Source organism: Mesorhizobium sp. M7A.F.Ca.CA.002.05.1.1, assembly GCF_003998335.1.
Lineage (GTDB): Bacteria > Pseudomonadota > Alphaproteobacteria > Rhizobiales > Rhizobiaceae > Mesorhizobium.
The window spans coordinates 1-8899 of the sequence record NZ_RZQI01000164.1; the positions used below are offsets into that span (position 1 = coordinate 1).

Consider the following 8899-nt stretch of genomic DNA (forward strand, 5'->3'; position numbering starts at 1 on the left):
CGGGCGCGCCGTCTGAGGCCGGACCTTCGACGGCGATGGAGTTGACCTTGCCGCATGACCTGTCGCCATGGGGCATGTTCATGGCGGCCGACATTGTCGTCAAGGCGGTGATGATCGGGCTGGCCTTTGCCTCCCTCGTCACCTGGACGATATGGCTGGCCAAGTCGCTGGAGCTTTTCGGCGGCAAGCTGCGCATCCGTCGCGCCGTGCGGGCGATCGGCGAGGCCGCCACGCTGAAGCAGGCCAGCCGCACCCTCGACCGCAGCGGCGGGCCCGGCGCGCTGCTGGTGCGGGCGGCCGAGGAGGAGACCGCACTCTCGGCCGGCGCGCTCGATCATGTCTCGGGCGATGGCCTCAAGGAACGGGTCACGTCGCGCCTGTCGCGCATCGAGGCGGCGGCGGCGCGGCGCATGTCGCGCGGCACCGGCGTGCTGGCGACGATCGGGTCGACCGCGCCCTTCGTCGGCCTGTTCGGTACGGTCTGGGGCATCATGAACGCCTTCATCGGCATCTCGCAGGCGCAGACCACCAATCTCGCAGTGGTCGCGCCGGGCATCGCCGAGGCGCTGCTGGCCACCGCGATGGGCCTGGTCGCGGCGATACCGGCCGTCGTCATCTACAACGTCTTTGCCCGCTCGATAGCCGGCTATCGGCAGATCCTCGCCGATGCCTCGGCCGGGGTCGAACGGCTGGTCAGCCGCGACCTGGACTTCCGCACCGTCGCGCCGGCAACGCCACTGGCGGCGGAGTAGCGCCATGGGAAGCAGAATCCGACAGACCATGGATGACGATCTCGAGGAAAGCCACGAGATCAACGTCACCCCGTTCATCGATGTCATCCTGGTGCTGTTGATCATCTTCATGGTCGCGGCGCCGCTGGCCACGGTGGATGTCAATGTCGACCTGCCTGGTTCGACGGCAACGCCCGCGCCGAGGCCCGAGACACCGCTGTTCCTGACGCTGAAGAACGATCTGACGCTGGCGATCGGCAATGACAGCGTGCCGCGCCCGGCTTTCGCCACGACGCTGGACGCCAAGACCAAGGGCGACAAGCAGACGCGCATCTTCCTGCGCGCCGACAAGGCGGTCGCCTATGGCGACCTGATGGAGGCGATGAATCTATTGCGCGGTGCCGGCTATCTGAAGATCGCGCTGGTGGGCCTGGAGACGGCTCCCGCGTCCAATGCCCCGGCGCCCGCAGCCACTGGTGCGGCGGCGCCATGACGCAAGCGGTCGCCGTGCCCTCGGTCCAGCTGTCGCGCTTCGGTTGGCGCGACCTTGGCTTGTGGGCCGGTGCTGCCGCGCTGGTCCTTGGAGCCCATGTCGCGGTCGCCTATGCAGTGCAGAACCTCACAATGGTCACCGAAGCGGATGGCGGTCCACCCCCCGCGCAGATGATCGAGATGGCACCGATGGTGGTGATGCCGGCCGTGGAAGAGCAGGTCGCCGCGCTGGACGCGGTGACGCCAGATCAGACCGAACCGACACCGACGACCGAGCCGACACCTGAAGAACCGGTCGAAAAGGCCGAGCCGGTTGTCGAGCCGCCGGAAGCGGTCGCGCCAGACGAGACCGAACCCACCCAGACCGAATCTACCCAGGCCGAAACGGCTGAACAGGTCGATCAGCCGCCGCCGGATGAGGTCATCCCGGATGTGGTCGAGGCTGTCACGCCAGACGTCGTCATTCCCTTGCCGCAGCCGAAACCGGTCGAAATTGTCAAAGACAAGAAACCGGTCGAGGCCAAGGCGAAGAAGCCTGTCGAGAAGCCCAAGCCGCGGCTTAAGAAGGAGAAGGCGGCTCCGTCGAAGACGGCAGCCGTCGCCAGCGCCGACGCACGGCCCGCGGCCAGGACCGCCGCGCCGAAGGCGGCGGAATCGACGTCTCGCTCCGGCGACTCCAGCAAATGGGACTCCCGTCTGGGTGCTTGGATCAAGCGGCACACACGCTATCCCAGTTCTGCCAAGGCCCGACGCGTGGAGGGCAGGCCATATGTCGCCTTCACGGTCGACTCGTCCGGCCGGGTCCTGTCTGCCAGGCTCTCTCGTTCCTCGGGGGATGCGGATCTGGACCGTGCGGCGCTCGCCGTGCTGCAAGGCGCCACGGTGCCGAAACCGCCACCGGAACTCGGCTCGCGTCTGAGCCGTACAGCGCCGTTCGTGTTCAGCCTGCGCAACTAGAGCAGTTCACCGTTTCACGGAAACGGCTAACTGCTCTAATTCTTTGGTTTGACGCAATTCCCAAGGGAAAACGCTCTGCGTTTTCCCGGGAAAACCATTTCACACTTTTCCTGGAATTGCTCTAGGACCGAATTTGTTCGGGCCGGCCTGTCAATAGGCCAGTGACAGGCTCAGGGCCTCGACCTGTTCGAGATAGAAACGGCATTTCGTGCGCAAGGGCCCGAGGCCCGGGTCATCGGCGCCGTTGATCTCGATGGTCTGCATCATGAAGTCGAAATGGGCGTGGAAAGCGTCCACTGTACCCCAGAGACTGTCGGCCTGGCAGCTGTCGGCAATCGCCATCGAGACGAGTTGGCGGGCCTCGACCCGCGCGGCGTCAGGCGATGGCGGCCGCCTGGCGATCAAGACGTCGAGCCGGCTGAAAACGCCTTCCCTGGCATCGACGCTTCTGATGTTGGCTATCATGTTCATGTGCAGGTCCCCCTTGGCATTCCAGACGCGCAATAGGTTCCGGTCTGAAATTGAAAAACTGGTGATCAGAGCATTTTCAGCGGCGCCAATGAACGCGTCGCGTTTGGCATCAAGTTTGAGCGACCGGATGCCGGTCCTGCGGGCAGGATGCAATCAGGGCCGGGATTGCGGTTGCATCGGAGGGGTGGCCCCTGATGATGTTGGCGACCTCGGCATCGGCCTGCTCGAACCAGTAGACCATGTCGGCGCGGCGCAGGTCCGTCACGGCCTTCTTCAGCAACGGCAGCAGGCTTTGCAACGCGCACAGCGTCTCCCAGCGGTTTGGCCGGGAGGTCGAGCCGGCCACCGCGCATGCGGCTGACGACTGCATGTCGCTACGCTCTCCGTGGCTGGGCGGCCCGAGTGTCCTTTGCCTGCGCCTTGGGGTGCAGCGGGTTGCCGCTGAGCTGCGCATGCCTGGCCGGCCGTGCGCCGCGAAGAACGTCGAAGGCCTCTGCATAGGCCATGCCCAGCAGATAGGAGATCATCGGAAAACGGCTTGCTTCGGCCATCTGCACGAGCTCATTGGTCATCGACGAAATATATTGAAGGCTATCGATTTCCGACTGGCGTAAGGATTGATTTGGCACGTGCTGCTCCTGTCTCTGGTTATACCCTAGGGAACGCGTTACTGGCTGTGATGCACATAGTTGGTCGGCTAATTGATGGACTGGCCCGCCGTGGACGGATCTCTTTCCGGCGTCGAGAGGGTCAAGGCATAGATCGGTGCGTCGGTGAAACTGTCGAGACCAAGCAGCCGCTTGATGGCGGAATGGCTGAGCGCGGCTGTCGGACATGCCGACAGGCCATGATTGGTCGCTGCCAGCATGATGTTCTGGCCGATATGGCCGGCCTCGATCAGCACGACACGATAGGCGTTGGCGTCCTCATATTTCCACATCGTGCGATCTAGCTTGGCGCAAAGCAGGACAAGGCACGGCATGGCGTCGGCCCACTCCTGTCCGCCGACCAGTTCGGAGATTTTCGGCAGATGGTTTGCGGAAATCCTGCCAAGGTCGTGATCCGCGGCGGAATAGTGATAGACACCGGGTTCGAGGCCATCGACGCCGAGCGCGACCACATAGGCCTCATAGGGATTTCGCGCGCCGCCTGAAGGGGTCATGCCGAGCGGCAGGGTGCCAACGCAATTGGCGGTCTCGCCGATGATGCCGAGCCCTGCGAACAGGCAATCGGAAAGCTGTTTGGCCGTGATGGTGGGCTGAGCCGCCGTGCGGTTGGTGCGGCGCCGCGCCATCAAGCTGAGAAGTTCATTGTCTTCCAGTGCATTCGGCAGCTGGATGGCGCCTGCGGAATTCTTGAGCATGAGGTTCGGCTGCGGCGTATGGCCGGCGCGTTCTATCTGCCGCTCTTCCGCTTGCTCGATGGTCATGTATTCGCTGTCCTGGACACAGAAATGCATCAGCGCCGTCGGAAGCCCCCAACTCCATTGTCCTGAAAACTGTTCCTCCTGCTCGGCGAGAGGCGATCCGGCTGTGACCAGCGCGGAGAAATCGAGCAACTGGGGAACGACAGCCTTCAACTCGGACTTCGACCATCCATGGGCGCGGGCAATGTCCGCCGTCGATGCCCATTTGTCCCACGAAGCGAGAAGGCCGACCATCTCAGGACTGCATTCAAACACGCTCCTGGTCAGGAAGTTGCATGCCGTGACCTTGTTCGGTCCGGGGTAGAAAACAAGCGTTTTCGAAGAGCGCATTTTCATGAAGCTGATTGCCATCTGTGGAGCCGAGGCGCCGACAAGCAAGACGCTCGTCGGCGCAGAACGGCTTCAGCGCTTGTTGTAGTGCATGCCCTGCGAAAAGAAGACGGTCTGCGTGCCGGCGGCAATCGTCAGCTTCGGAGCATTGGTCACTTTCTTGGCCATTTTCATCCCTTTCCTGACCCCAATTTGGGATCCGTTGAAAGACCCCCGGAACGGGATCCGCGTGAAGAAAGGTAAGGTCGGAAGAGTTAATGGTTTGTTAAAATTATAGTAAAACCACGATCCTAAGACGGACCCGTGGATTATCTTTCCTGGCATTAAAGTGTAAAATATCGATTTTATTCAGATACAGAGTAGACAATCGTTGGCATACGCTTAATTGGCGTACGCTTATTCTTATTTGGCGTAAGACACGGCGATCCGAGGGGTTAGCCCAACCCGTCCCGGGTGAGGCTGACAACCAGTTGATCGACGCCCGGATCGTCGAGATTGATGACATGCGCCATGCTGATGGCATCCCTTGGGTGGATGTTGGCAATGTCGCGCCGCATGATGACGGACACGAATGCCGGGCCGGCCTCCGTCAGAAGCATGGCCTTGCCCATCAGCACCGGTTCGGAGATGGGAGCCCATTGCACGGAGATCAGCGACGGCTCCCCGGTCTGGCGGCGATTGATGCCGCTGAAATAGATCCAGTTCAGCCGCGAGATCGCCACGCCATAGTGATTGCCGCGCGCTCGTGCCCAGGTCGATCCCCGGCGCTCCGACCATCCGGTGACCCTTCGGAAGGTGACCAGTTCGGCTTCGCGCCTCACGAAGGTCACCGAGCGCATCAGGAGGTCGAGGCGGCCCGGGATCGAGAAATAGGTGAAATAGGTGCCGCCCGCGATCGAAGGACTGGGAGGGCGGATCATCTGGTTGAACAGGCTCTCGGAAACCGGCGGCAGGCCACGCATCGCCGGCTCGGGTGCGCCGGGATCCTGGTACAGTTCGGCTTCGTCGATCCGAAAGTAATCGCATATCAGCTTGGCGGTAGCTTTGTTGGGAACGGTCTGCCCTTGCAGATAGCGTTCGAATTGCGTGCGATTGATGCGCAGCTCACGGCATACCGCACTTACGGAGGCATGGTCCTTGCACAGCCGTCTAAGGTTTGCAGCGAGATTGTCGCGAATTGACACGTCTTTGCTTCCGCAGGCGGATTTTTCATTTCGACTCGAAATCGATCTAGCGTCTCCGGTCGCCCCCGCCGAAACGCCCTGGTCACAACGCACAGAAAAAACTGATTTGGTAACGTCAATTTAGTGGGGTGGTTTCCAAAAAAAACGGAAACAATCAGCGAGCTCTTCCGCCATAAGTCCAATTGACAAAAGTTTTGCCGGATATTGCGAAATAGGCGATGTAGCGCGGCCTTTTAAGGTGCTGGCACAGCAAATGCCAACCGCGGGGGCAAGCCGGGACGAGCGTCGCGGACTGCATGTGGCGCAAAGATGGGCATCTGGCGCGCAGCGTGGAGAATTATTCCGCTGGTGGAGCTGAGGAGGATCGAACTCCTGACCTCGTCATTGCGAACGACGCGCTCTCCCAGCTGAGCTACAGCCCCGTCCAGCGGATGGGCGCATTTATCGGGCGCCGCGGTTTCCTGTCAAGGCGGAGGTTTGCCGAAATCCAGTGCCGTCAAGCGTCGATCTGGCGCCGGCGGAAAGCGGCCCTTGCCGGTTTTGTGTATTCGCGCCTTCGTTGGGGTGTCGGCGACATGCCCTACAGTCCGACCGGGCCGGTATTGGCGCTCCACAGAAAGGCGGCCCTTGCCGGTTTCGCGTGCAATGGCTACATGTCGGCAACAATTGGAGACCGGCATGCTCGCCCTCATTCAAACAATCGTCATGGCGCTTGACCTCTACTGGTGGATCATCATCGCCTCGGCGATCTTTTCCTGGCTCTACGCCTTCAACGTCGTCAATTCGAAGAACCAGTTCGTCGGCAGCATCGGCAACATGCTCTACCGGCTGACCGAGCCGGCGTTGCGGCCTATCCGCCGCTTCATGCCGGACCTTGGCGGCATCGACATCTCGCCGATCATCCTGCTTCTGATCCTGTTCTTCCTGCGGCAGTTTCTGCTCACCACGGTGGCGCCTCTGATCCTGTGAGCAGGATGACCTTATGAGCACGCCGTTTCGCCTGCGCGAAAACGGCGCCGAGCTGTTTGTCCGGCTGACGCCAAAGGCTGCGCTGGACAGGCTCGAAGGCTTCGAGGCCACGGCGGACGGGCGAAGCCATCTGAAAGCGCGCGTCCGCGCCGTGCCGGAAAACGGCGCCGCCAATCATGCGCTCGAAAAGCTGCTGGCCAAGGCTCTGGGCGTGCCCGGGTCCGCTGTCTCGGTTGTCGCCGGCGGCACCGCGCGGCTGAAGACCGTGCGCATTGAAGGCGATCCGGCGAAATTGGCGAAAAGCATCGAGGCGCTCGGCCATCAATCCTGATGTCCTTGGCCGTAGGGGTTCAATCGCCCAATGGCAAACGCGGATCGTCGACTTTCAACGTGTTAACGCTCTGCTTGATGCGGCGCAGATTCTCCAAAACCCTCGGTCCGCGCGTCTCGGCGACCGAGGTGACGATCATGTCGACGATCGACAGCAGCGCATAGCGAGACGATGTCGGCTTGTAGATATTGCCGTCCTCGAGCGACTGGAAATGGATGACCGTGTCGGCGACCTTGGCGAGTGCGGAGTCCGGCGGGGTGATGGCGATCGTGGTGGCGCCATATTGCTGGGCGACCTGCACCGCATCGATGACCGATCGCGCATAGCCGGAGACGGAGAAGGCGATCAGCGTGGTGTCGGGGGTGGCAACGGCGGCGTACATGCGTTGCAACTGTCCGTCGATCTGCGCCAGCACCGACACGCCAAGCCTGAACAGCCGGTTCTGCATTTCGGTCGCCATCATGGACGAAATGCCACCGGAGCCGATGCACAGCACATTACCGGAAACAGCGATGCGTGCGGCGACGGCGACCAGCGTCGTCATGTCGAGGTTTTCGCTGGCGCGCTGGATGGCCGATATCGCCGCTTCGGTGATGGCGGAAGCGATGCGCTGTTCGCGGGCATCGCGGCTCAACGGCTCCGGCGACAGATACTGGCCGCCGATGGCGATGGCTTGCGCCAGATAGAATTTGAAGTCGCGCAGGCCCTCGCAGCCGAGGTTGCGGCAGAACCGCGTCACCGTCGGCTCGCTGACACCGACGCGCAAGGCAATTTCCGAAATCGCCGCTTTGGAAACGAAATCGAGGTCTGCCAGCACGAAGCCGGCCAGCTTGCGATCCGACTTCGTTCCGTCCTGCGACATCAGCTGCAGCCGCGTGATGATGTCGGCCGGCGTCTTCATAGAGGCAGGCCCGTTGCCTTGTCGAACAGATGGATGTTGCCGGGGTCGACCGAGACCGGCAGCAGGTCTCCCGGCCTGACCGGCACCCTGTCGCGGAACACGGCGCGTACCGTATCAGCACCGATAGCGCCATAGACATGTGTTTCGGAGCCGGTGGGCTCGACGACATCCACTCTGATCGCCATCGCGTCGACAGCCTCGCCGACGATAAAATGCTCGGGCCGGATGCCAGCCTCCACCGCGCTGTCCGCCGGCACCTGTTTGCCGGCAAGCGCAAGCCGCCCGCCACCGGCCGATTCGAACCAGGTTTTCTCAAGCGTCGTCTTGAGCGAACCGGACACAAAGCTCATCGACGGCGAGCCGAGGAAGGAGGCGACGAACTTGTTGGCAGGCCTGTCATAGAGTTCCAGCGGCGCCCCGACCTGCTGGATTCTGCCGCGGTCCATCACGACGATGCGGTCGGCCATCGTCATGGCCTCGATCTGGTCGTGGGTGACGTAGACGATCGTCGATTTCAGCCGCTGGTGCAGCGCCTTGATCTCGACGCGCATCTGCACGCGCAATTGCGCGTCGAGGTTGGACAGCGGCTCGTCGAACAGGAACACAGACGGCTCGCGCACGATGGCGCGGCCCATGGCGACGCGCTGGCGCTGGCCGCCCGACAGCTGGCGGGGATAGCGGTCGAGATAGGAGAAGAGATTGAGGACGCCGGACGCCTTCTTGACCTTCTCATCGATCACCGTGCGCGTCTCGCCGCGGATCTTCGGGCCAAAGCCGATATTGTCAGCTGCCTTCAGATGCGGAAACAGCGCATAGGACTGGAACACCATGGCGATGTTGCGCTGCTGTGGCGGCAGCGCGTTGGCGCGCACGCCGCCGATCAACAGGTCGCCGGAGGTGATCGTCTCCAGGCCGGCCAGCATGCGCAGCAAGGTCGACTTGCCGCAGCCGGACGGGCCGACGAGGACGACGAACTCGCCGCTCTTGATATCGAGGCTGATGTTCTCGAGGATCTTGTGCTGGCCGAAGGATTTCGACAGATCGCGAAACTCGACATCGGTCATTGTCACGCTCCCAGAATGTCGTCGATGAAGGGCAGGCAGCCGG

Annotated in this window: 12 protein-coding genes and 1 tRNA gene; 5 read left to right on the forward strand and 8 right to left on the reverse strand. The window is 62.2% G+C overall.

Annotated features, from left to right (window positions below; genetic code table 11):
• The 3 genes from exbB to EN939_RS11195 all read left to right on the forward strand — a co-directional run.
• The coding region (gene exbB / locus EN939_RS11185) for a tonB-system energizer ExbB (RefSeq protein ID WP_442919530.1) at positions 1-752 on the forward strand (752 nt) is incomplete at its 5' end.
• A gap of 4 nt (positions 753-756) precedes the next feature.
• Positions 757-1224, forward strand: coding sequence for a TonB system transport protein ExbD (gene exbD, locus EN939_RS11190; protein ID WP_127268059.1), 468 nt, complete (start codon positions 757-759; stop codon positions 1222-1224).
• Positions 1221-2180, forward strand: a complete 960-nt coding sequence (locus tag EN939_RS11195; RefSeq protein WP_127268060.1) for a TonB family protein — start codon at positions 1221-1223, stop codon at positions 2178-2180. Before exbD ends, EN939_RS11195 begins: the two co-directional genes overlap by 4 nt.
• A gap of 150 nt (positions 2181-2330) precedes the next feature.
• Here the strand turns inward: EN939_RS11195 and EN939_RS11200 are convergent, their stop codons facing one another.
• The 6 genes from EN939_RS11200 to EN939_RS11230 form a co-directional block, all read right to left on the reverse strand.
• Positions 2331-2651, reverse strand: a complete 321-nt coding sequence (locus tag EN939_RS11200) for a hypothetical protein (RefSeq protein WP_164748714.1) — start codon at positions 2649-2651, stop codon at positions 2331-2333.
• A gap of 109 nt (positions 2652-2760) precedes the next feature.
• Positions 2761-3021, reverse strand: coding sequence for a hypothetical protein (locus EN939_RS11205; RefSeq protein WP_127268062.1), 261 nt, complete (start codon positions 3019-3021; stop codon positions 2761-2763).
• A 4-nt stretch (positions 3022-3025) separates the two neighbouring features.
• Positions 3026-3280 (reverse strand): hypothetical protein, encoded by a 255-nt coding sequence (locus EN939_RS11210; RefSeq protein WP_127268063.1) that lies wholly within the window; start codon positions 3278-3280, stop codon positions 3026-3028.
• 68 nt (positions 3281-3348) lie between these two features.
• On the reverse strand, positions 3349-4407 hold the full coding sequence (locus tag EN939_RS11215) for a SagB/ThcOx family dehydrogenase (protein ID WP_245473077.1): 1059 nt from the start codon (positions 4405-4407) through the stop codon (positions 3349-3351).
• A gap of 434 nt (positions 4408-4841) precedes the next feature.
• Entirely contained in the window at positions 4842-5591 is a 750-nt protein-coding gene (locus EN939_RS11225) for a helix-turn-helix domain-containing protein (RefSeq protein ID WP_127268065.1), read from the reverse strand.
• A 346-nt stretch (positions 5592-5937) separates the two neighbouring features.
• Positions 5938-6013, reverse strand: a tRNA-Ala gene (locus EN939_RS11230).
• A 256-nt stretch (positions 6014-6269) separates the two neighbouring features.
• Between EN939_RS11230 and EN939_RS11235 the strand changes: the two genes are divergently transcribed.
• Positions 6270-6560 carry a YggT family protein gene (locus EN939_RS11235; protein WP_023811703.1) on the forward strand — a complete coding sequence of 97 codons (291 nt, stop codon included), beginning with the start codon at positions 6270-6272 and terminating at the stop codon, positions 6558-6560.
• 13 nt (positions 6561-6573) lie between these two features.
• On the forward strand, positions 6574-6891 hold the full coding sequence (locus tag EN939_RS11240; protein WP_127268066.1) for a DUF167 family protein: 318 nt from the start codon (positions 6574-6576) through the stop codon (positions 6889-6891).
• Between the two features lie 19 nt (positions 6892-6910).
• On the opposite strand, the gene EN939_RS11245 is transcribed toward EN939_RS11240, so the two are convergent.
• Both EN939_RS11245 and EN939_RS11250 read right to left on the reverse strand, forming a co-directional pair.
• Complete coding sequence (locus EN939_RS11245) at positions 6911-7792, reverse strand: MurR/RpiR family transcriptional regulator (RefSeq protein WP_127268067.1); 882 nt, start codon at positions 7790-7792, stop codon at positions 6911-6913.
• Positions 7789-8856, reverse strand: coding sequence for an ABC transporter ATP-binding protein (locus tag EN939_RS11250; RefSeq protein ID WP_127268068.1), 1068 nt, complete (start codon positions 8854-8856; stop codon positions 7789-7791). The genes EN939_RS11245 and EN939_RS11250 overlap by 4 nt, the downstream gene beginning before the upstream one ends.
• Positions 8857-8899 lie beyond the last annotated feature (43 nt).